Below are 20728 nucleotides of genomic sequence, written 5' to 3' on the forward strand. Positions count from 1 at the left end.
CCGGCCATGTCGCGCATCGAGCGGATCTTCTGCCAGAGCGCGATATGGCGGCCGATGGCATCGGCCATGGTGGGCTGGAGCAGTTCCGATCAGCCCTTGGGTGATGAAGTCTTGGAAATCGGCTCGGGCAGCGGCGTAATGGCCGCCCGGCTACTGAACGAACATCCGGACATCACTGTGACCGCGACCGACATCGATCCGGTCATGGTCGACGACGCCCGAACCCGGCTCTTCGAGTTCGGCGAACGCGCCCACACGCAGATCGCCGACGTCACGGCACTACCCTTCGACGACAACAGTTTCGACACCGTGCTGAGTTTCCTGATGCTGCATCATGTCATCGAATGGCCGGCGGCCCTGAGCGAAATCGCACGTGTATTGCGTCCCGGCGGCAGCCTCCTGGGCTACGACTTGGTTCGCGCACCGGTCACCTCGTTCATCCACCGCTATGACGGATCTCCCCACCGATTGATCACCGTTGACGAACTCCGAGACGGATTCACCGACGCCGGCCTGAGCCAGGTGACCATCTCGCAGGCAATCCTCGGGCAAGGCATGCGATTCATTGCGCAGCGTTGAACTCGTCGCGGCCGCTGCCCCGGATGTGGTGCGCGCGCTCGACTTTCACACCCGCCGGTTGGGCCTGCCCGGTCCGGCGGCCTTGATCGGCGATTGGCTGGGGTCCGATGCCGTCATCGCACCGTCGATCACGCTGACCGAGGGCACCACGGTCCCGGACCACCCGGATCAATTCTGGTTCGGCTATCTGGGCTTTCCGGATCGCGCCGACGACGGCCCCCTGCCGGCAACGGCGGGTGGGTCGACGGACGCGATTCTGACTCAGGACCGGCTGGGCACCTGGTGGTGGACGTCGGTCACCGATCAGCCATGTCCCGATTGGGTTCTCGCCGCCCTCGGTGAGCAACACCGGGACAACTGGTCTGTGCGATGGTCGCCGCCCCCGAAGCAGCCGCATGTGGCGGCGATCGAGCACTGCCTCGACGCCATCGCAGCCGGCGAGGTGTATCAGGCCTGTATCTGCACGCGGTTCACCGGACAGGTCGACGGGTCGGTGGCGAACTACTTCTCCGATGGCGTCGATGTCACCCACCCCAGGAAATCAGCTTTCCTGCAAGGTGATTGGGGTTCGGTGGTGTCGTTCTCCCCCGAGACCTATCTGCGACGCCACGGTTCGGTGGTCTGTTCGAGTCCCATCAAGGGAACACTTCCCATCGACCTCGACCCGCAACAACTGCTCGACTCCGCCAAGGACGTGGCAGAGAACATCATGATCGTCGACCTGGTCCGCAACGACCTGGGCCGCGTCGCCGTCCCGGGTACGGTCACGGTCACCGAGTTGCTGCAGGTTCATCCCGCCCCCGGTGTCTGGCATCTGGTGTCGACGGTGCAGGCCACGCTCGGCCAATCGGTCACCAATGGCGACCTCCTCGACGCAACATTTCCGCCCGCCTCAGTCACCGGAACCCCCAAAATCCGTGCGCGCGAATTACTCACGGACTGGGAGCAGCATCCCCGCGGGCTCTACTGCGGCGCAATCGGGGTGGCCTCCCCCGGTGGCGACCTCGACCTCAACGTCGCGATCCGGACGGTAGAGGTCTCACCCGACGGTTCGGCCCACCTCGGTGTCGGCGGTGGCATCACCATCGACTCCGACCCGGCAAGCGAGTGGCAGGAGTGCCTGGACAAGGCTGCCGCGATCATCGGCCTCAGACACGGACCCGAACAGCTGACCGACGCCGGCGACTGACCGGGGTCGAGTTCGGGGCCACTACTCCTCTGCGCGGGCAGCGAGTACCGCTTCGTAGAGCTCACGCTTCGATGCACCCGACGACATCGCCAATTGCGTGCAGGCTTCTTTCAGACGGGTACCCGACGCCACGAGCTCTTCGGCCTGCACCACCAACTCTTCGATGTCGGGTTCCCCGGCGACAGCGCCCTCGAGCACCACCGTGATCTCACCGCGCACACCGTCGGCGGCCCACAACGACAACTCTGCAAGGGTCCCGCGGCGCACCTCCTCGTACGTCTTCGTGAGTTCGCGGCACACCGCTGCCCGACGGTCGGGTCCGAGCACCTCCACGGCATCGCGGAGACATTCGGCAAGACGATGTGGCGCCTCGAAGAACACCGCGGTACGCGGCTCCACCGCATACGCCGACAACCACTTCTTGCGCTGGCCCGCCTTACGCGGAGCGAATCCGTCGAAGCAGAATCTCTCGACCGGTAGCCCAGAGACCGCGAGCGCCGTGGTGACCGCGGACGGACCCGGCAGGCAGGTGATCGGCAACTGGGCCTCCACGCAGGCCACCACGAGTCGGTAACCGGGGTCGGACACCGACGGCATCCCCGCGTCGGTGATCACCAGCACGGTCGCACCGGACCGCACCTCCTCGACCAGAGCCGGCGTCCGCTGCGCCTCCACCTGGTCGTAGTAGCTCACGACCCGCCCGGTGATGGTCACACCCAGCCCCGCGGCCAGGGCCCGCGCGCGGCGGGTGTCTTCGGCCGCGACCACATCGGCGCTGGCCATCGCCTGCCGCAGTCGGGGTGAAGCGTCGTCGAGGTGACCCATCGGGGTCGCTGCGAGTACGAGTTGGCCGTGCGGTTCCGGAGAGTTCATCACTGCACAGCCTACGATTGGCCCCGTGACGTTCTCCCCGCCGCTCGAGATCTCCACGCCGGAGGACTCGATCAACACCCGCCGGCTCCCGGGAGAGCTACCGGGCACGCATGCCGAAGACCTCGGCAACACCCCGAATGGTGCCCGCGATGTACCCGCACCGATCTTCGGTGCCACCGACCGCAGGCGTGGCTGGATCGTCACTCTGATCCTGACCGCGATCGGGGCTGCGACCCGATTCATCAACCTCGGCACACCCACCGACAAGGGCACGCCGGTCTTCGACGAGAAGCACTACGTCCCCCAGGCCTGGCAGGTCCTCACCGGCGACAACTGGCTAGAGGACAACCCCGCCTACGGCCTCGTGGTGCATCCCCCGGTCGGCAAATGGATGATCGCCATCGGCGAGTGGATCTTCGGCTACGACGCGTGGGGCTGGCGTTTCATGTCCGCGGTCTGCGGGACGCTGATGATCCTCATCGTGATCCGGCTGGTCCGGCGGCTGACCCGGTCGACCCTGGTCGGCGCGATCGCCGGGGTGTTGCTGATCTGCGACGGGGTGAGTTTTGTCGCGTCCCGCACCGGCCTGCTCGACATCTTCCAGATCTTCTTTGTCGTCGCCGCGCTCTCCTGCATCGTGTGTGACCGCGATCAGATGCGCGCGCGCATGCACAAGGTCCACCTCGAAGGACGGATGGCCGATTCCGTCTACGGTCCCCGGCTGGGCTTCCGGTGGTGGCGATTCGGCGCGGCCATCCTCCTGGGACTGGCCTGCGGCACCAAGTGGTCCGGCATCTACTTCGTCATCTTCTTCGTCGTGCTGTCGCTCGGTTTCGACGTCGCCACCCGGCGCGCATACAAGGTGCAGCGGCCGTGGCGCGGAGTCCTGGTTCGCGATCTGATCCCCACCGGATTCTCACTGGGCGTCACCCCGATCCTGGTGTACCTCGCCACGTTTGCGCCCTGGTTCGCATCCGAAACCGCGGTGTACAGATACGAGGTCGGCAAGCAGATCGGCACCGATGGGCCGTTCGCCTGGGTGCCCGATGCCCTGCGCTCGCTCTGGTACTACGAGTCCGGTGTACTCGATTTCCACTCGACCCTGACCAACTCCGCAGGCAACCATCACCCGTGGGAATCCAAACCCTGGACGTGGCCGATGAGTCTGCGCCCAATGCTGTACTACATCGAGTACGGGCCCGATAAGTGCGGCGAGTCCGAATGCGTGCGCGCCATGATGTTCATCGGCACGCCGATCCTGTGGTGGCTGGCACTACCCATGCTCGCGTGGGCCCTGTGGCGGATGTTCATCCGGCGCGACTGGCGATACGCGGTGGTCCTGGCCGGCTACGGAGCGGCATACCTGCCCTGGTTCGCCAACCTCGACCGGCAGATGTACTTCTTCTACGGAACCGCGATGGCACCGTTCCTGATCATGGGGTTGGCGCTCTGTGTCGGCGACATCCTCTCGGCCAGCCGAAAGAAACGTAAGAACGCCTACGAGTGGCGGCTCGTCGGTGCGGTCGGGGTCAGCGTCTACATCGGACTCGTGGTCCTCAACTTCATGTGGATGTGGCCGATCCTCACCGGATCCCCGATCAGCCGTGAGCTGTGGAACCTGCAGATCTGGCTACCGAGCTGGGCCTAACCGGCCCCGCCGCCCCCGTCGACCGGGCCGAAATCACGATCGACGGGAGTTGGGTCAGTCGTCGAACCTGTCCGGAGTGATCGCGGGAAACTTGTCCGACGGCATGACATCGCTGGAATCATCTTCGGCCGCAATGATGTTCGCCTTGACGCGCAGTTTCTGATCGATTTCGCCCTTGTAGGTACGCTGCGCCACGATCAACGGGTCTCGTCGCAGATCCAGATAGAGCGACAGACACATCCCGAGCATCACGATCACAAACGGCAGCGCTGCGATGATGGCCATCGTCTTGATGCCTTCGAGTGCATCGTCGCCACTGAGCCACAACAGCAGGGCAGCGACCGCACCGGTCAGTGTTCCCCAGAAGATCGTGACGGCTTTGCTCGGGTTCTGCGCGCCCTTCTCCGACAACGTCCCCATCACCAGCGACGCGGCATCGGCTCCCGACACAAAGAAGATCGCCACCAGGACCATCACCAGCACCGACGCGATGCCGGTCAGCGGCAGGTTCCCGAGCATGTCGAAGAGCAGACTCTCCTCCGAACCGGCCCCGTCGAGGTTCTTGCCCTCCATCTGCTGCCGGATCGCGGTACCGCCGAAGATCGCGAACCACACCAGCGACACGATCGTGGGTACCAGCATCACACCGACGACGAACTCCCGAATTGTCCTGCCGCGGCTGATCTTGGCCAGGAACATGCCGACAAACGGTGTCCACGAGACCCACCACGCCCAATAGAAGATCGTCCAGCCGGCGAGCCATTCTTCACCGGCACCGTCCACCGTGGCACCCGATCGCGCCGAGAACGCGGTGAGGTCGTTGAGATATGTACCGATCGTTGTCGGCAGCACGTTGAGGATGAACACGGTCGGACCGACGACGAACAAGAACACCGCGAGGATCAGGGCGAGCACCATATTCGTGTTCGACAGCCATTGGATCCCCTTGGCCACACCTGAAACCGCCGAGGCGACAAACGCGGCGGTCAACACCGCGATGATCGCCACCAGCAACAGCTTTGACGGCTCGTTGAGCCATCCGATCTCGACCATGCCCGAGCCGATCTGTGCCGCGCCGAGCCCGAGTGAGGCGACGGTGCCGAACAGTGTGGCGAAGATGGCCAGGATGTCGATGAGCTTTCCGCCCCAGCCGTTGGCCCGATGCCCGAGGATCGGAGCGAACACTGCGCTCACCAACTGGCCGCGACCGCAACGATAGGTGCTGTAGGCAATCGCCAGTCCCACAACGGCATACATCGCCCACGGGTGAAATCCCCAATGGAACATCGTGGTTGCCATCGCAATGCCGACATCTTGACTGTCGGTCCCGGGCGGGGCATCGACGTAGTGGGCCAACGGTTCCGCGGCGCCGAAGAACATCAGGCCGATACCCATACCGGCGCTGAACATCATCGCGATCCAGCTGATCGTCCGATACTCCGGCTTCTCACCGTCGCGCCCGAGTGGAATCTTGCCGTACTTGCTGATCGCCAGATACAGCGCAAAAAGCACAAAGAACGTGGCGGACAGGAGGTAAATCCATCCCAGGTTGTCGGTTATCCAGGCGAGCATGTCGTCGGTGATCGACCGCAGCTGCGACCCGTCGACGAGACCCCACACCACGAACGCGATCACAGCCGCCGCGGTCACACCGAAAACCACCAGATCGAGTCGAGGCTTTCCGTATCCGGAGTCTGGTGGCAGAACTGCGTCAGATCGTTCAGTCGTCAGTGCCATGTACTCCACCAAAGCAGCATCAACCCTGATAGATCAACTTACGCGATCTATTTGCTATCTGCCGGTAAGCATGCAGTTGAACCCGGTCGGACGCGTCGACTCACGCCATTCACCTGCGCAAAGCCTTGTCCAGCAGCAGTTTGATCCGGTCATCGTCGATGCCGAGTTGACGCAGGGCCGAAACGTGCTCCACGGTCAGTTCTCCCGCGCGCTGCAGTGTGGAATCTGCATGCGCCTTCACAAAAGAGCCCTTGCGGCCGCGGGTTTCGATGATGTCTTCGGCCTCGAGCTCGCGATACGAACGGGCAACGGTGTTCGGTGCGAGATCGAGTTCCGATGCCAGTGCCCGAACGGTCGGGATCCGGCTACCGGCCAGGAGCTCACCGGAGGTGACCAGTTCGATGACACCGCGGCGCACCTGCTCGTATGGCGCCACGTCGGAATCCTGGTCGATCGCAATGCCCAAGCTGATGTCGAAGGACATGGCTACAACCGATCCCGTGAGACCGGGCACGACATGCAGCGAGGTCCACCGCGACCCGATCCCAGCTCGTTCCCGGCGATCCTGAGCACTTCGATACCCGAATCCTCAAGCCGCCGATTGGTTTCGACGTTACGGTCGTACGCGACCACGACTCCCGGGGACAGGGCCAGGGTGTTGTTCCCGTCGTCCCATTGCTCGCGTTCGGCGGTCACCGCATCGAGTCCGGTGTCGATCACCCGGAGCTTCTCGATGCCCATGGCCGTGGCCGCCGCCTCGACGAACGGCTCCGGCCCACTGATCGACACAGTCTCGCCGCTGCGAATGGTGAACGCGGACAGCGAATCCTGGATGGCCGCGTACATCACCACCGCGTCGGTGTCGACCATGGTGCAGACGGTATCGAGGTGCATCGAGGCCCGGCGTTGCTCGATCGGCACCGCCAGGACCGTATGCGCGAGATCGTCATCGAACAGGCTGCGCGCCAGTGCTTCTGCACCCGCCGGAGTGGTGCGCTCCCCCACCCCGACCGCCACCACGCCCGGCGCGAGCAGCAGCACGTCGCCGCCCTCGACCGGGGCCGTGTGTGATTCGTACGCCCGACGGACCCCGAGGAACCGCGGATGGTGCGCGTAGATGAGATCTGTCAGGGACGTCTCGCGGACCCGGGCAGGTAATGCCAGCGACGTGATCGCAAACCTGTCACCGATCCAGAACGAACTGTCACGGGTGAACAACAGGTTCGGCAACGGCTCGATCGCGAACTCGGAACCGTGGTGCATCCGCCACACCAGCGAGGACCGCACTGTCGCCGCCGATTCGGGCAATTCGTCGAATGTCATTCCGGCCATCAGGACCCGCGCCAGGTCGCCTGCAGGCAGACGCCGCAGTTCGGCGGACAGATCCTGAGCCAGGTGATGTCCGAGTCGACGCGGACTGACCGCCGCCGCGATCCCCTGCATCCGCGCCGCACCGCTGGTCTGAACGGTTTCGGTCAGCAGATCGCCGAGCAGCAGCACCTCGACCCCACGGTCACGCAGCACGTCCGCAAACGCGTCGTGTTCTTCCTGTGCCCGGTCCACCCAGGGCAGGCCGTCGAACAACAACTGGTCACTGTTCCGTGGCGTGAGCCGGCGCAGTTCATCACCCGGCCGATGCAGCATCACCGTGCGCAATCGGCCGACCTCGGAGTCCGAACCCAGAACCGGTTGCTCAGAACTTGCCGTTTGTGACATGCGGTCAACGGTAATGCGGTCAGGCCTCGTTCGCCTGCAGGTTGTCGGCGATGCGCTTGGGCAAGGTCTCCCGCGCAGCGATCCAGAAGATCGTCGCAACAAACGCCACCCCGGCCGTGACCAGGAAGGCCGGTCCGAAACCCCACTGCTGTGCGATGGAGCCGGCGATGATCGGCCCACTGATCGCTCCGACGTCCGCGGTCATCTGATAGGTCGCCAGAGCCGGGCCACCTTGCCCCCGGCCGGAGAGGACGTCGGCAAGTGCAGCCTGATGTGTCGGGGCGAACAGTCCCGAACCGATCCCCGCCGCGAAGGTCAACGTGGCCGCGATCCAGATGTTGCCGCTGTACCCGAGAAACGCGGTCGACGTCCCCATCAGCAACAGTCCGGGGAGCATGATCGGGCGTCGCCCGAGAGAGTCCGACAGCCGGCCCGCGACAATGATCGCGAGTACGTTGCCCGCGGCGTACACCGCGAGCACCACGCCGGTCATGGCGTCCGACTGATCGAGGTCCTCCACGATGAACAGCGGGACCAGTGCGACGCGAACACCCATCGACGCCCAGCCCTGCGTGAAACTCGATGCCAGGATTGCGCGGTAAGCACTGTCACGCAGGGCTTCCTTCATGGGCATCGCGACGTGGTCGTCGCCGCCCGGCAACGGCCGCCCGCCCACCGATCGAAGTTGGGTGGCAACAACGATGGAGGCCACGATCAGCGCGATGGAATACACCACGAACGGCATCCGCAGCCCGAAACCGATCAGTGCACTGCCGAGCAACGGGCCGGTGATGTTGCCGACGAGGAATCCGGCGCTGAAGAAGCCCGAGACCCGTCCGCGCAGATCGGGCGGCGCCAACCGGATCATCAACGCTGTCGCGGAGATCGAGAACATCGTCGAACCGATGCCACCGAGTCCGCGGAAGATCAACAGCTGCCAATAGTTCTGTGCAAAGGCGCATGCCAGGGTCGAGGCCGCCACGATCAGCAGACCGGTCAGGTAGATCCGACGTTCGCCCAGCAATCGCACGAGCCGTCCGCCGACGGGGGCGAACAGCAGCCGCATCACCGAGAAGGCCGAGATCACCACGGCTGCCGCGGTGATGCCGACGTTGAAACTGCGCGCGAACATCGGCAGCGCCGGGGCGATCAAGCCGAAACCGAGTGCGATCACGACGTTGGCCACGAGCAGAACCCATATCTCGCGGGGTATCTGCTTCACGGGATAAAACTACCGTCGCGTCCGAAGACCGGTCACATCGGACCCGCGGACCACTCACCGCCACGGATTCCACCGCCTGACGCTGAATGGAGTTATCATCTGGAAACCGATGTGTGCACATTGTGGTGCACCGGCCCAGGAGCGCTGATGCCGAGAAACCCCCGTAGAACCCTGGATCTCATCACCTCACTGGGCAGCACGATGGCCGCGGCCAACGTGATCATGCAACTCGCCTCGCCCGGTGTCGGCCATGGCGTCCTCGAGAGTCCGGTCGAACGCGGCAATACGTTCAAACACCCGATCAAGCGAGCGCGCACCACCGGCCAATATCTGGCCGTGGCGATCAGTGGCACCGATGACGACGTCGCCTACGTCCGAGAGCAGCTACGACATGTCCATGCTCAGGTCGCGTCGAAACCTGGTGCCGAGGTCGCCTACAGCGCCAACAACCCCGAACTGCAGTTGTGGGTGGCCGCCTGCCTGTATCGCTTCTACGTCGACCAGTACGAGTTCCTGTACGGGTCACTGGACCCCGATACCGCCGACGCCATCTACGCCGACGCCGCCCGGCTCGGCACCACGCTGAATGTCCGCCCCACGATGTGGCCGGTCGATCGCGCCGCCTTCGAGATCTACTGGGACAAACAGGTCGCAGACATCCACATCGATCCCCCGGTTCGGGCGATGCTGACCTCGCTCGCCGACCTCAGCTTCCTCACCGAGCCGCTGGGGGTCGGCGGAAAAGTCCTGCACAAGATATTCGGCGAATCACAGCTGTTCATGACCAAAGGTGCGCTGCCCGAGCCGTTCCGTGAGGCGATGGGCTGGACATGGACTGCTGCGGACGACCAGCGGTACCACCGGGTGCTCAAGGCGTACCGCCAGACCGACTGGGCGGTGGCCCGCCTGATCAAGGGTCTCAACGACGTCATGCTCGCCGACCTGAGAATCCGTCGCAGGTTCGGAATTGCCGTCTTCTGACACCGCGACCGGGCCTACACTCACCACGTATGCCGCCCAGCCACAGCGTCTGCAATCTATGTGAGGCCATCTGCGGTCTGCAGGTGACCCTCGAGGACAACCGCGTCGTCGACATCCGTGGTGACCGCAACGATCCCCTGTCTCGGGGTCACATCTGCCCCAAAGGTACGGCCCTGGCCGACCTGCACGCCGATCCGGACCGGTTGCGGACACCGATACGCAAGACGCCCGGAGGTGAATGGGAGTCCATCAGCTGGCAGGCGGCGATCGAACTGGTCACCGGCAAGATCGTCGAAACGCAAAAATGGCACGGCCGCAACGCAGTTGGACTCTATCTGGGCAATCCCAACGCGCACAGTCTCGGATTCTTCACACACGGACTGCCATTTGTGAAGGCGATCGGTACCCGCAATATCTTCTCGGCAACCTCGGCGGATCAACTCCCGATCCAACTCGCGGCTCACCTGATGTACGGACACCAGCTACAGATCCCGATACCCGATCTCGACCACACCGACCACCTGCTGGTCATCGGCGCCAACCCGGTGGTGTCCAACGGTTCGATGATGACCGCCCCGGACTTTCGCAACCGCATGCGCGAACTACGCCGTCGCGGTGGACAACTCGTGGTGATCGACCCCCGCCGCACCGAGACCGCCGCAATAGCCGACAAACACCACTTCATCCGGCCCGGTACCGATGCGGCACTACTGATGGCCATGCTGCACGTACTCGTCCATGAGCGCGGGATCTCGCCGGAGCGCATCGAACATCTCCCGATGTCCGGGCTCGACGAGGTCCGGGCGCTCTGCACGACGACGACCCCGGAATGGGCAGCGCCGATCACCGGTATGGACATCACCGATATCCGGTCGATCGCCACCTATTTCGGAGCTTCCCCGCGCGCGGTGATCTATGGACGCACAGGTGTGTCGACCCAACGTTTCGGGACGTTGTGCCAGTGGGCGATCCAGGTGATCAATGCGGTCACCGGCAACCTCGACCGGGTCGGCGGCGCGCTCCTGCCAGATCCCGAGATCGACCTGGTGCGCCGGAAACTCAGTGGTCGAGGCCATTTCGACAAATGGCGCAGCCGGGTCCGGGAGCTGCCGGAATTCGCGGGCGAACTCCCCGTCGCCACACTCATCGACGAGATCGTCACCGAGGGTGCCGGCCAGATCCGGACCCTCATCACGGTCGCAGGCAATCCGGTCTCCTCAGCGCCCGGGGGTGGTCACCTGGGGCCGGCCCTCGACGGTCTCCACTTCATGGTCTCGGTCGACTTCTACGTCAACGAGACCACCCGCCACGCCGATGTGATCCTGCCGCCGACGATGGTCTTCGAACGCGACCACTACGATCTCATCTTCCACCAGCTCGCAGTCCGCAACACCGCCCGGTTCTCACCGGCGATCGTCGCTAAATCACCTGATGCAAAGCATGATTGGGAGATCTTCGGAGATCTCACCCGGGCCCTCTCACGTGCCCGATCCGCCGACCGGGGAGCCTTCGATCGCCTCCGCCGGTTACCGAAACAACTGGTTCCGACCGTACGCACGATGGCCAGTCCGCGAGTGTTGCTGAATCTGTTGCTTCACACCGGTCCGGGCTCTCTGACGGTACGCAAACTCCTCGCCACCCCGTCCGGTCGTGATCTCGGGCCACTGCGTCCCGGGCTGAGCCGCAAACTCGTCGCCGCATCGGGTGTGGTCGACCTGGCACCGCCGCTGATCACCGCAGACCTGACCCGAATGCACACAGACCTCGTGCCCACCGCCGAGAACGAGCTGTTGCTGATCGGTCGACGACACCTGCGGTCGAACAATTCGTGGATGAACAATTCAGCCCGCTTGTCCAAGGGTCACCCGCGCCATCATCTGTTGATGCATCCACAGGACCTGGCCTCCGGCGGACTGTGTTCCGGAGACCGGGCGTTGCTGCGTTCAGCGGCAGGCTGCGTGGAGGTGACCGTCGCCGAAAGCGACGGTGTCATGCCGGGTGTGGTGAGTTTGCCCCATGGTTTCGGTCAGAATCAGGATGGCGTCCGACTGTCGGTTGCTGCGCTCATCGATGCCCCGAGTGCCAACGACGTCACCGATCCCCTTCGCCTCGACGAGATCTCCGGGAATGCGGCGCTGAACGGCGTGCCGGTGACAGTCAGTGCGACCGTTCCCGGCTGAACCCCGGACTTCGAGTCAGCAGCCCTCGATCTCGATGATCGGCGAACGGTCTTCGCGGGCAAACCGCGACACCGCCAGGTTGCACAGACCCTGCAGCCGGCACAACCATCGGTCGGCTCCGTCCCACCGCGGCGCGAATGAACTACGCCCGTGGATGGCGCGGCTGTTGTCGATGATGAACAAATCGCCTGGGCGCAGGACGATTTCGTCATGCTGCGCCTGCCACACGGACTTCACCGCGGCCAGGGCGGCGGCATGTTCGTCGTCATCTGCGGACATCAGGTCTTCGTCGTAGGTGATCACCGGGTCATCCCACGAACCGGGATGGGCCCACGTGTCTCGTCGGGAACTCCACCGTCGACGAACGATCCATCCACCCGCGTGTAGAACACCGGATCACGAAGCAGCGCGGTGGTCTCGGCCGGGAGCAGGTTCTGCAATTGCCGGGCCGACAGCAGATAGGTCGCCGCGGTCGGGTCACCTCGCAGACATCCAAGCGCGATGAAATCGGGGCGGGTCCGGAAGTTGTGGCACTGCTCGGTATGGCTTTCGAGGTTCACCGCGCTGCCCGTCGACATCTGCCGCCGCTGATGGCTGCGAATCGGCACCAGTGTCTGAACGAGTTCGCCGCGGCATTCCGGGCGGTAGCCGACCAGGTGCACGATGCTCGAGAGCAGTAGCGCCGATTGTCTGGCGATGCCGGTGTGACGAGTGGGCGCACCGACCGCGGCGGCCGGGGTTTCACCGATCTCACCGACATCGAGTCCCCGCAGCAGCAATCCACCGTCACCCTCGACGAGGAAGTCGAGCAGCAGCTCCCGAATCGGCGCGGGCAGCAGCGCAGCAGCGAGTCGGGCCTGCCTGCTGAAATCTTGCGGATCCGTCAACGAATCTGCTGACACATTCTGCGCGAGCATGCTGATGACCTGCGCATACTCACCGATATCTGCCGTCTGCACTGTCGGCCAGTACGGCCCATGCGGTCCGGGAAGCGATTGTGCACTCATCTTGCTCACCCTCCGATCCATGCCGAGGCGGTATCAACAGGGTAATCCGCGCCATCGGGTCTCACAGTGCGAGAATGCCGCGAAACGGTGGCAGCGGGATCACGATTCGGATGGCATCGCACCCCTGCCCGACAGTGCGAACGGCAGACATCGGTGAGTTTTCGGCCGCAGCGCAGTCGATATCTGTGAAGCAGTCACGTCTGCTCGCCTGTCGAAACCGAAAGGATCTCCACATGCCCGCCATAGTCCCCTCGCTCTGGTTCAACCAGAACATCGAGGAAGCCATGAAGCTCTACACCGCGACATTTCCCGACTCGACCATCGACCAGATCTTGTACACCGGCGAAGACGGGCCGGGACCGGAAGGGAGCATCCTCGCCGCCATGTTCACCCTGTCCGGCAACAGGTTCGAAGGAATCAACGCCGGCCCGGAATTCCATTTCAGCGAGGCGGTGTCGTTTGTGGTCCGCTGCGACTCACAGGAGGAGATCGACCACTACTGGAATGCGCTGACGGCCAACGGTGGCACCGAATCGGAATGTGGCTGGCTGAAGGATCCGTTCGGCCTCAGTTGGCAGATCGTGCCGACACGATTGTATGAACTACTGACCGATCCGAATCGGGCCCGCGCCAGGGGTGCCTCCGAGGCGATGATGAAAACCCACGGCAAGCTGGTGATCGCCGATCTGGAGGCCGGCGCCGACTCAGCCGGCTGAGCCGACTGGGTCGATTGAGCCGACGGGTTCGGCCGGGCCGCCTCGACCGGCTGGGCTCCGTGTCGGTTTGGCGCACCCGGCGGACTCGTGACCTTCGAGTTTCTCCTCGCACTCCTGCGTGAGCAACCGGTTGGTTCCGACGCCCTGCTGCGCGAACACGTCGCCGGGATTGAGGAGCTGGCAGGCCTTCATCGACAAACAGCCGCAGCCGACGCAGCCGTCCATCAGGTCCCTCATCCGCTGCAGTAGCGCGATCCGTTCATCCAGATCCTCCATCCACTGCACCGACGCCTTGTGCCACATCGCCTTGGTTGGTGACTCGTGTTCGCCGAGGACCTCCAGCACCGATCCGATGGTCGCCAGTGGGATCCCGACGGCCTGCGAGGCCCGGATGAACGCCACCCGCCGCAACATCGCCCGGTGATAGCGCCGCTGGTTGCCGGAGGTTCGGCGGCTGAAAATCAGTCCACGATCTTCGTAATATCGCACAGCCGACGGCGCGACGCCGGCCCGGATGGCCAACTCCCCGACCGTCAATTCCAACTTTTTCACTGTCATTTTCGCATCGTACCTTGACTTCAAGCGCGCTTTAACTTGAAGACTGGGCGCATGCAACCAACACACCTCGAGTTCGCCCTGATCATCGCGAGTGTCCGCCCCGGTCGTATCGGCCCCACCGTCGCCGATTGGTTTGTCGAGCAAGTCAATCCGTACGGGCTCGACGTCGAGGTCATCGACCTCGCCGAGCCCACCGGACCTCACACCACAGATCTGCTGGCGGCTGCCGACGGATTCATCGTTGTCACACCGGAATACAACCACTCGTATCCCGGTGAGTTGAAAATCCTCATCGATGCCCACCGCTGGGAGTGGAAACACAAACCGGTGACGTTTGTGTCCTATGGCGGCATGTCGGGAGGACTACGCGCAGTGGAACATCTGCGCGCCGTGTTCGCCGAGCTGTATTCGGTCGGCACCCGGAACGGAGTGGTCGTCCACGCACCCTGGGACCACGTCACCGACGGCCGGCTCACACTTGACGAGACCGCAATCGTCTCGGCCCGCAGCGCCATGGACGAACTGGTGTGGTGGGCCGAATTACTCAAACCCGAACGCAAACACCGAGATCGAGGCGCAGCCTGACCATGGACCTGCGTACGAAGAAAGTCGCAGCCGTCCTGGCGCTTGGCACGCTGATGGTGATGCTCGACGTCACCGTCACCGTGGTCGCGATCCCACGACTGGCCGAATCATTCGACACCAATCTCGCCACGGTCCAGTGGGTGACCACCGCCTATGCCCTCGCATTGGTCGCGGTGATGCCAACCGCGGCGTGGGCAATACGCCGGTTCGGAGCCAAGCGGGTCTATCTCACCGCTCTCGTCTTGTTCGTCGGCGGCTCAGCACTGGCCGGGCTGGCCTGGAACATCGAGAGTCTCATCGCGTTTCGAGCAGTCCAAGGTCTCGGCGGCGGGTACCTGCAGCCTGTCGGGATGACCATCGCGTTGCAGATGGTCGACGAACGTCATCGCGGCAAATTGATGGGGTGGCTCGGACTTCCCCTGTTGATCGGACCCGTCCTCGGCCCGGTTGCCGGCGGACTACTGGTCGACGGCATCGGATGGCGATCACTGTTCCTGATCAACGTCCCGATCGGCATCGCGGCCATCATGTTGGCCGCCAAGATCTTTCCACAGCAGCCGGGCACCGATCGCGGGCGTCTCGACTGGATCGCCCTGGCCACACTGGCTCCCGGCGGTGCCTTGCTCGTCTTCGGATTGGCACAGGCCGGAGACAGCGGCGACCCGATGGCGGCCCAGGTCCTGATCCCGGCGGTCTGCGGTGTCACACTACTGGCGCTGTTCATCACTCGGACCCTCCGATCATCGCACCCACTTCTCGATCTGCGACTGCTCAAACAACGATCGCTGGCAGTCGGATCTGGCAGCCTGTTCCTGGTCGCGGGCGCCTATTTCGGATCGATGATGCTCGGGCCCATCTACATTCAGGCCGTCCGCGGCGACAGCGCCACCACGGCCGGACTGATCGTGATCGGACAGGCCGTCACCACCGGCGTGGTGGTCCAGATCGCCAGCCGCCTGACCGACCGTGTCGATCCGCGCCGGGTGGTCTGGTTCGGCATCAGTGCCACCGTGGTCGCGATGATCCTGATGACAACGATTCTCGATGAGAACACCTCGTACCCAACGCTCGTGGGCATCGGCGTGGTCATGGGTATGGGCATCGGCTCCACGCTGATGCCGCTGATGGCAGCATCGCTGCGCGGCATACAGGGTCCGGCGATTTCATCGGGCACAACCATTCTCACCACGGGCAACCAGTTTGCAGCCGCCGTCGGCGCCGCGCTCAGTGCCACCGTGCTGACCACGCTGTTCAACAACCGGGCAGAGTTGCTCAACGATACCGGCATGGCCGGGGCACTTCGGCTCAGCGCCGATGAACAGTCTGCGGCGGCACCGGATCTCGCGAGCGCCGTGGCCGACACCTACCTGCTGACACTCGGCCTGCTGGTCACCGCTCTGGTGATCTCCGCGTTCCTGCCGAAGCTGCCGCCACCGTCGCGAACGGCAGCGCCGGCACCCGCTGAACGGGCACCGGCGCGCATTGTGCACGAAAAAGAAGTGCAGGAACAAGAACTTTCAGCTGAGCCCAGCTGAAAGTGGTGTCAGCTCTCGGCTGACGGCTTCACCACCAGGACCGGGCACTGCGCTCTGCGCAGGACTGCCTGGCTGGTGGAGCCGAGAAGTAGACCCCGGAAACCACCACGACCACGGCTACCGACCACCAGAAGCTGGGCATCTTTGGCATGCTCGAGAAGTTGATGCGCCGGACCGTCGGGAACGATCACACGCTTGACCTCGACGTCGGGATAGTCGGCGCCGAAACCGGCGATCCGCTCGGCGACGACCTCGCGGGCTTCATCGGACAGTTGCTGCAGCTGATCGGGCTCGAGTCCGTAGCCGTACAGCGCATCGGAGGCCAGGTCGGTCCAGGTGTGGACCACCAGCAACTCGGTCTTCAGCAGTGACGCCTGTTCAAATGCAGCAGTAACCGCGCCCTCGCTCAACGCTGAACCGTCGAGGCCGACAACAACCGGCCCTGTACCGCCCGGACCCGCGTACACCAGCACCGGGCATGAGGCATGTGCGGCGACGTCCACGCCAACCGAGCCGAGGAACACCCCCTTCACACCACCGAGTCCACGGCTACCGACCACGACCAGCGACGCATGGTGTGATTCTTCGATCAGCAGGGATCCGGCGCGCCCTTCGGCGACTTTGGTTTTCACCTCGACCCCTGGAGTGATTGCCCGGACCCGCGCGGCGGCCTTGTCGACGTTGTCATGTGCTTCTTGCCGAATGATGTCGATGACATCCTGCGGAATGACCAGTGCCGGCGCGTACAGCGCTCCCTGGGTCTCGTACGCACCCAGTATCGACAGAGACTTGCCTTGCCGCTCAGCGGCTTTCGCCGCCCACTCCACCGCCTCGAGGGCTGAGTCCGAACCGTCGACTCCAACAACAATCGTGGTGCTCATCTGTGAACCTCTTTGCTATTCGTCGTGTTCGATACAATCGCGCCAGGCCTGCTCAGTCAACGCGCCGACCCCGTCTACTGCACCACAATTCACCGCGCCGATGTAGGGCACTTGGGCCCAATACAACCGGTTCGGCCGAATTGCCCGTACACTTGGTGTTGTCGGATACATCCACCACCGGCAACCTTCGTCGAACTTCCTCGAATCCGATATCCCGGAACCTTGCGAATCGCCGATAGCCGGTTGACGTTTGATCACCAATTTTCCTGGCACCGCGGGAGATCTTGAAGAGGTTCTCGAGAGAGTCCTTTCCAGACCGCGGTCGCCTGCGACACCCGGCAGCTCTTGCGCAGATCCCGTGCACTGCACGACAACACAAGAGCCGCACCACAACGACGAAAGTAGTCACACATGCCCGAAACCGAACTCTTCTCGCACCGCGAGTCGATCCGTTCAGAACCCGCCGCGCAGAGCTCCAAGGACGCGCAGCGTATCCCGCAGCCGGTCTTTTCCGACCAGGTGGTCGATCCCGCGGTGCAACGCGCACAAGAACGCACACCGCGCTGAGCGACTCAGCTCACCGCAGGTAAATCTCCGGAACAACAATGGCCCGCCGACTATCGGCGGGCCATTGTTGTGTGTAATCGGTCACAGTTGCGCGCAACGTGGACGGTTACCCGGTTCGCTCAGCGCTTACGGAGCAGGAAGCGTTGAACCTTGCCGCTGGGCGTCTTGGGCAGCGACTCGATGAAGTGAACCGTGCGAGGGTAGGCGTGAGCCGCGAACTTGTTCTTGACCAGCTGCTGGAGTTCGGTTTCGAGTTCGGCCGACGCGGCCGACGGATCCCGGAGCACCACATACGCCTCGAGCACCTCACCACGCAGCTCATCGGCCTTGCCCACCACCGCGGCCTCGACCACGGCCTCGTGCATGACGAGCACACTTTCGACGTCGAAGGGGCCGATGCGGTAGCCGGCCATGATGATCACATCGTCGTCGCGGGAGGAGAAGGTGAAGAAACCGTTCTCGTCGACCGACCCGGAGTCTCCCGTGACGTACCAGCGGCCGTCTTCGGTGTACCGGCCTGCCGTTTTCTCCGGCGCGTTCACGTAGCCGGTGAACCAGAGCATGTCGCTGGCCGTGGTGTCGATCGCAACCCGGCCGACAGTGCCAACCGGAGCCGGCGAATCGGAGTCCTCTTCGAGTACGGCGCAGGACCAGCCAGGCAACGGTCGTCCCATCGAGCCCACTGGCACGTCGGCGCGCAGATCGTCGTGCCAGGCGTTGACGATGAACATGCCGTGCTCGGTCTGTCCGTACTGGTCGCGCACAGACACCCCGAGGACGTCCTTCGACCAGCCGACCACGTCGGGCGTCAGCGGTTCACCCGCGGACGACGCGCGCCGCAGATTGATCGACTCCGGAACCGGACCGTCGTCGGCCCGCAGTGCGCGGTACACGGTCGGTGCGGCGGCGAAGTTGGTCACGCCGAACTGCTCGAGCACCTTCCACGTCAACGCCGGCGAGAATCCGGCGTGCAGCAGCAGGCTCCGCGTGCCGGTCGCCAGCGGGCCGAGCAGCGAATAGTAGAGCCCATAGGCCCAGCCGGGATCGGCAGCATTCCAGAACACGTCGTCGGGGCGCACGTCGAGACCGAACTCCTGATACCCGTGGAACGATGCCAGCGCCCGAACCGGAACCGGAACACCCTTGGGCCTGCCTGTCGTTCCGCTGGTGAACAACTCGACGAGCAATCCGTCGCCTCCGACCGCGACAGCCTGTCCGCCGGGCTCGTCGGCGTCGTGGGCCTCGATCAGATTCGCCAGTTGCAGTTCGTGATCCGCGGACTCACCGGCAGCGATGACCTGCCACGGCGCATCGGCCGGGATGTCCTCGCCGGCGGCCAGTTTGTGTAGCTGATCGAGGTCGGAGATCACGAACTTGGCGCCGCTGTTGGTCAGGCGGAACGCGATGGCCGGGGAGGCGAACGCCGTGAACAGTGGAACGTAGACAGCTCCGCGCCGCCATACGCCCAGCGCCGCGACCACCAGTTCGGCCGATTTGCTCATCAGGCTCGCGACACGGTCGCCCGGCTCGACGCCGAGCGCGGCAAGTGCCGCCGCAAACTTCGACGACTTCTCCCGCAGCTCTCCGTAGGTCAGATCGACGGAAACCAGTTTCCCGGTGTCGTCGGTCTCGACCACCGTGAACGCCACGGCATCGGCTGCATGTCGATCACACAGCAGGTCGGCGGCACACGCATCGGGACGGTCGTACTGTGCCAGCATCTCGCTGACCCGCTCAGTTGTGGCAAACATATTCCCTTTGAATCCTCACTGCTCAGCACACTTCTACCCGGGAGTAGGATCCACGTCACAGTAACTCACCCGCTACCCCCGAAAAGGGCTGACTCACCGATGACAGGCCGGCATCCACTGCTGCGACCACGCGATTCCGACGCTCTCCGAGACGAGATGCGGGCACTGGCCGGCGAGCCACAGACCCCCGTCCTGTTCGGCGGCGAAGTACATGCCGGCACGTTGCTACTCACCGAGTTCATGGGTGTGCGCACCAACGGCCTGCGTGGACTGAATGTGAACCCCGCGGCCGGTCTGGGTGGCCGCGTGGTGCAGCGACGGCAACCGGCGTCGGTGTCCGACTACCGCACTGCGTCCGCGATCACCCACGACTACGACGGGCCGGTCCTGGGCGAGGGCTTGCGGTCGGTCCTGGCGGTACCCGTCGTGGTCGACTCGAGCACCCGGGCGGTGATCTACGCGGCTCGCCGCGATGCGGTTCCGATCGGCAGCCGTACCTCCGAGTCGGTGATCGCGGCGTGCCGGAGGTTGGCGACGGAGATCGCGATCCGCGATGAGGTGGACCGCCGAACCCGGATGCTTGCCTCTGCGACCGGGAACACCGCAGAGCGCCCCGACTCGGCGACGCTCGAGGAGTTGCGCAGCATTCACGCCGGGCTCCGGGATCTTGCCGGACGGATCAGCCCGGCCGAGAGTCGACGGGCCCGTGAACTGTCCGACCGGCTTGCCCGCGTCGTCGGTGGCGAGATGGCCGAACCGGCGCCCGAGGTCGATCTGTCCCGACGGGAAGTAGACGTCCTCGCTGTTGTGGCGCTCGGTTGCTCCAATGCCGAAGCCGCCAAGACACTCTCACTGAAGCCAGAGACCGTGAAGAGCTACCTGCGCAGTGCGATGCACAAGCTGGGCGTACACAACCGGCACGAGGCCGTGGTCACGGCTCGGCGGATGAACCTGCTTCCCTAGCCCGATGATGTGCCCTTCTGGCGGTGCCCACCTGGGCTTT

General features: G+C 64.1%; 19 protein-coding genes and 1 pseudogene. 10 read left to right on the plus strand and 10 right to left on the minus strand.

What is annotated here, in order from left to right; genetic code table 11:
• Positions 1-6: 6 nt before the first annotated feature.
• Together AC1TPF_RS13900 and AC1TPF_RS13905 are read left to right on the plus strand one after the other, a co-directional pair.
• Positions 7-579, plus strand: a complete 573-nt coding sequence (locus AC1TPF_RS13900; protein ID WP_482144453.1) for a class I SAM-dependent methyltransferase — start codon at positions 7-9, stop codon at positions 577-579.
• Positions 566-1768 carry an aminodeoxychorismate synthase component I gene (locus AC1TPF_RS13905; RefSeq protein WP_482144454.1) on the plus strand — a complete coding sequence of 401 codons (1203 nt, stop codon included), beginning with the start codon at positions 566-568 and terminating at the stop codon, positions 1766-1768. Before AC1TPF_RS13900 ends, AC1TPF_RS13905 begins: the two co-directional genes overlap by 14 nt.
• A gap of 21 nt (positions 1769-1789) precedes the next feature.
• Here AC1TPF_RS13905 and rsmI read toward each other — a convergent pair whose 3' ends face one another.
• Positions 1790-2641, minus strand: coding sequence for a 16S rRNA (cytidine(1402)-2'-O)-methyltransferase (gene rsmI, locus AC1TPF_RS13910; protein WP_482144455.1), 852 nt, complete (start codon positions 2639-2641; stop codon positions 1790-1792).
• 70 nt (positions 2642-2711) lie between these two features.
• Between rsmI and AC1TPF_RS13915 the strand changes: the two genes are divergently transcribed.
• Positions 2712-4289: a dolichyl-phosphate-mannose--protein mannosyltransferase gene (locus AC1TPF_RS13915; protein WP_482144713.1), complete on the plus strand. Its 1578-nt coding sequence runs from the start codon at positions 2712-2714 to the stop codon at positions 4287-4289.
• A 54-nt stretch (positions 4290-4343) separates the two neighbouring features.
• Here AC1TPF_RS13915 and AC1TPF_RS13920 read toward each other — a convergent pair whose 3' ends face one another.
• The 4 genes from AC1TPF_RS13920 to AC1TPF_RS13935 all read right to left on the minus strand — a co-directional run bounded on the left by AC1TPF_RS13920 (position 4344) and on the right by AC1TPF_RS13935 (position 8964).
• Entirely contained in the window at positions 4344-6026 is a 1683-nt protein-coding gene (locus AC1TPF_RS13920) for a BCCT family transporter (protein ID WP_482138104.1), read from the minus strand.
• A gap of 109 nt (positions 6027-6135) precedes the next feature.
• Entirely contained in the window at positions 6136-6510 is a 375-nt protein-coding gene (locus AC1TPF_RS13925) for a GntR family transcriptional regulator (RefSeq protein WP_482138102.1), read from the minus strand.
• A 2-nt stretch (positions 6511-6512) separates the two neighbouring features.
• Positions 6513-7742, minus strand: coding sequence for an arginine deiminase (gene arcA, locus AC1TPF_RS13930; protein WP_482138100.1), 1230 nt, complete (start codon positions 7740-7742; stop codon positions 6513-6515).
• A gap of 19 nt (positions 7743-7761) precedes the next feature.
• Complete coding sequence (locus AC1TPF_RS13935) at positions 7762-8964, minus strand: MFS transporter (RefSeq protein ID WP_482144456.1); 1203 nt, start codon at positions 8962-8964, stop codon at positions 7762-7764.
• A 147-nt stretch (positions 8965-9111) separates the two neighbouring features.
• Between AC1TPF_RS13935 and AC1TPF_RS13940 the strand changes: the two genes are divergently transcribed.
• Together AC1TPF_RS13940 and AC1TPF_RS13945 are read left to right on the plus strand one after the other, a co-directional pair.
• Positions 9112-9945 (plus strand): oxygenase MpaB family protein, encoded by an 834-nt coding sequence (locus AC1TPF_RS13940; RefSeq protein ID WP_482138096.1) that lies wholly within the window; start codon positions 9112-9114, stop codon positions 9943-9945.
• A gap of 29 nt (positions 9946-9974) precedes the next feature.
• On the plus strand, positions 9975-12125 hold the full coding sequence (locus AC1TPF_RS13945) for a molybdopterin-dependent oxidoreductase (protein ID WP_482144457.1): 2151 nt from the start codon (positions 9975-9977) through the stop codon (positions 12123-12125).
• Between the two features lie 15 nt (positions 12126-12140).
• On the opposite strand, the gene AC1TPF_RS13950 is transcribed toward AC1TPF_RS13945, so the two are convergent.
• On the minus strand, positions 12141-12428 hold the full coding sequence (locus AC1TPF_RS13950) for a TauD/TfdA family dioxygenase (RefSeq protein ID WP_482144458.1): 288 nt from the start codon (positions 12426-12428) through the stop codon (positions 12141-12143).
• A complete protein-coding gene (locus AC1TPF_RS13955) occupies positions 12425-13132 on the minus strand; it encodes a Fe(II)-2OG oxygenase family protein (protein WP_482144459.1) in 708 nt (235 codons plus the stop codon). The genes AC1TPF_RS13950 and AC1TPF_RS13955 overlap by 4 nt, the downstream gene beginning before the upstream one ends.
• 233 nt (positions 13133-13365) lie before the next feature.
• Between AC1TPF_RS13955 and AC1TPF_RS13960 the strand changes: the two genes are divergently transcribed.
• A complete protein-coding gene (locus AC1TPF_RS13960; protein WP_482138091.1) occupies positions 13366-13848 on the plus strand; it encodes a VOC family protein in 483 nt (160 codons plus the stop codon).
• 114 nt (positions 13849-13962) lie between these two features.
• Here AC1TPF_RS13960 and soxR read toward each other — a convergent pair.
• Positions 13963-14406: pseudogene (gene soxR, locus AC1TPF_RS13965) on the minus strand (redox-sensitive transcriptional activator SoxR); the annotation flags it as partial.
• A gap of 51 nt (positions 14407-14457) precedes the next feature.
• On the opposite strand from soxR, the gene AC1TPF_RS13970 reads away from it, so the two are divergent.
• On the plus strand, positions 14458-14991 hold the full coding sequence (locus AC1TPF_RS13970) for an NADPH-dependent FMN reductase (protein WP_482138090.1): 534 nt from the start codon (positions 14458-14460) through the stop codon (positions 14989-14991).
• Positions 14992-14993: 2 nt separating this feature from the next.
• Complete coding sequence (locus AC1TPF_RS13975) at positions 14994-16526, plus strand: DHA2 family efflux MFS transporter permease subunit (RefSeq protein WP_482144460.1); 1533 nt, start codon at positions 14994-14996, stop codon at positions 16524-16526.
• A gap of 8 nt (positions 16527-16534) precedes the next feature.
• Here AC1TPF_RS13975 and AC1TPF_RS13980 read toward each other — a convergent pair whose 3' ends face one another.
• The gene (locus tag AC1TPF_RS13980) at positions 16535-17407 is read right to left on the minus strand and encodes a universal stress protein (RefSeq protein ID WP_482138086.1); all 873 of its coding nucleotides are present in this window, start codon (positions 17405-17407) and stop codon (positions 16535-16537) included.
• A gap of 411 nt (positions 17408-17818) precedes the next feature.
• Between AC1TPF_RS13980 and AC1TPF_RS13985 the strand changes: the two genes are divergently transcribed.
• A complete protein-coding gene (locus AC1TPF_RS13985; protein WP_482144461.1) occupies positions 17819-17974 on the plus strand; it encodes a hypothetical protein in 156 nt (51 codons plus the stop codon).
• A gap of 119 nt (positions 17975-18093) precedes the next feature.
• On the opposite strand, the gene AC1TPF_RS13990 is transcribed toward AC1TPF_RS13985, so the two are convergent.
• The gene (locus tag AC1TPF_RS13990; protein WP_482144462.1) at positions 18094-19725 is read right to left on the minus strand and encodes an AMP-binding protein; all 1632 of its coding nucleotides are present in this window, start codon (positions 19723-19725) and stop codon (positions 18094-18096) included.
• 99 nt (positions 19726-19824) lie between these two features.
• Here AC1TPF_RS13990 and AC1TPF_RS13995 point away from each other — a divergent pair, with 99 nt between their 5' ends.
• Positions 19825-20688, plus strand: coding sequence for a helix-turn-helix transcriptional regulator (locus AC1TPF_RS13995; RefSeq protein ID WP_482144463.1), 864 nt, complete (start codon positions 19825-19827; stop codon positions 20686-20688).
• The last annotated feature ends 40 nt before the right edge of the window (positions 20689-20728 follow it).

The sequence above is a fragment of the Williamsia sp. Y853 genome, assembly GCF_056786495.1.

What these genes read in the sequence shown, in the direction of transcription:
- AC1TPF_RS13985 (WP_482144461.1), top strand. Translation starts at nt 17,819, where the DNA reads ATGCCCGAAACCGAACTCTTCTCGCACCGCGAGTCGATCCGTTCAGAA.
- AC1TPF_RS13940 (WP_482138096.1), top strand. Translation starts at nt 9,112, where the DNA reads ATGCCGAGAAACCCCCGTAGAACCCTGGATCTCATCACCTCACTGGGC.
- AC1TPF_RS13960 (WP_482138091.1), top strand. Translation starts at nt 13,366, where the DNA reads ATGCCCGCCATAGTCCCCTCGCTCTGGTTCAACCAGAACATCGAGGAA.
- AC1TPF_RS13955 (WP_482144459.1), bottom strand. Translation starts at nt 13,132, where the DNA reads ATGAGTGCACAATCGCTTCCCGGACCGCATGGGCCGTACTGGCCGACA.
- AC1TPF_RS13975 (WP_482144460.1), top strand. Translation starts at nt 14,994, where the DNA reads ATGGACCTGCGTACGAAGAAAGTCGCAGCCGTCCTGGCGCTTGGCACG.
- AC1TPF_RS13970 (WP_482138090.1), top strand. Translation starts at nt 14,458, where the DNA reads ATGCAACCAACACACCTCGAGTTCGCCCTGATCATCGCGAGTGTCCGC.
- rsmI (WP_482144455.1), bottom strand. Translation starts at nt 2,641, where the DNA reads ATGAACTCTCCGGAACCGCACGGCCAACTCGTACTCGCAGCGACCCCG.
- AC1TPF_RS13900 (WP_482144453.1), top strand. Translation starts at nt 7, where the DNA reads ATGTCGCGCATCGAGCGGATCTTCTGCCAGAGCGCGATATGGCGGCCG.
- AC1TPF_RS13990 (WP_482144462.1), bottom strand. Translation starts at nt 19,725, where the DNA reads ATGTTTGCCACAACTGAGCGGGTCAGCGAGATGCTGGCACAGTACGAC.
- AC1TPF_RS13920 (WP_482138104.1), bottom strand. Translation starts at nt 6,026, where the DNA reads ATGGCACTGACGACTGAACGATCTGACGCAGTTCTGCCACCAGACTCC.
- arcA (WP_482138100.1), bottom strand. Translation starts at nt 7,742, where the DNA reads ATGTCACAAACGGCAAGTTCTGAGCAACCGGTTCTGGGTTCGGACTCC.
- AC1TPF_RS13945 (WP_482144457.1), top strand. Translation starts at nt 9,975, where the DNA reads ATGCCGCCCAGCCACAGCGTCTGCAATCTATGTGAGGCCATCTGCGGT.
- AC1TPF_RS13980 (WP_482138086.1), bottom strand. Translation starts at nt 17,407, where the DNA reads ATGAGCACCACGATTGTTGTTGGAGTCGACGGTTCGGACTCAGCCCTC.
- AC1TPF_RS13925 (WP_482138102.1), bottom strand. Translation starts at nt 6,510, where the DNA reads ATGTCCTTCGACATCAGCTTGGGCATTGCGATCGACCAGGATTCCGAC.
- AC1TPF_RS13995 (WP_482144463.1), top strand. Translation starts at nt 19,825, where the DNA reads ATGACAGGCCGGCATCCACTGCTGCGACCACGCGATTCCGACGCTCTC.